The organism is Pseudomonas sp. 65/3-MNA-CIBAN-0223, from assembly GCF_040310425.1.
In the GTDB taxonomy this organism is placed as follows: domain Bacteria; phylum Pseudomonadota; class Gammaproteobacteria; order Pseudomonadales; family Pseudomonadaceae; genus Aquipseudomonas; species Aquipseudomonas gregormendelii.
In genome coordinates, this window is sequence record NZ_JBEOPV010000065.1 from 1 (window position 1) to 416 (window position 416).

Consider the following 416-nt stretch of genomic DNA (forward strand, 5'->3'; position numbering starts at 1 on the left):
ATGTACAGCTGTGGCGCAACGATCTTGCCGGTCTGACCGACCTGCATGTCGTTAGGGACAAAACCTGCGTCGACCGCAGCGCGGGACGCGCCCACGGCAGCGCCCAGCTTGTCAGCCAGGGCGTACAGGTGTTTGAAGTTGTCGCCGTTCTGCATGCCTCGGCCGCCGGAAACGACGATCTTGGCAGCAGTCAGTTCCGGACGATCCGATTTGGCAAGCTCTTCGCCAACGAAGCTGGAAGTGCCAGCGTCGTGAGCAGCAGCAACGGTTTCAACCGATGCCGAACCGCCTTCAGCCGCCACCGGGTCAAAACCGGTAGCACGCACGGTGATCACTTTTACCGACGCGTTCGACTGAACGGTGGCAATGGCGTTACCGGCGTAGATCGGGCGCTTGAAAGTGTCAGCGCTTTCTAC

At 60.6% G+C, this 416-nt stretch carries 1 protein-coding gene; it reads right to left on the reverse strand.

Annotated elements, in window-relative coordinates; translation table 11 throughout:
• The coding region (locus AAEZ09_RS27930; protein WP_350601586.1) for an electron transfer flavoprotein subunit alpha/FixB family protein at nucleotides 1–416 on the reverse strand (416 nt) is incomplete at both ends.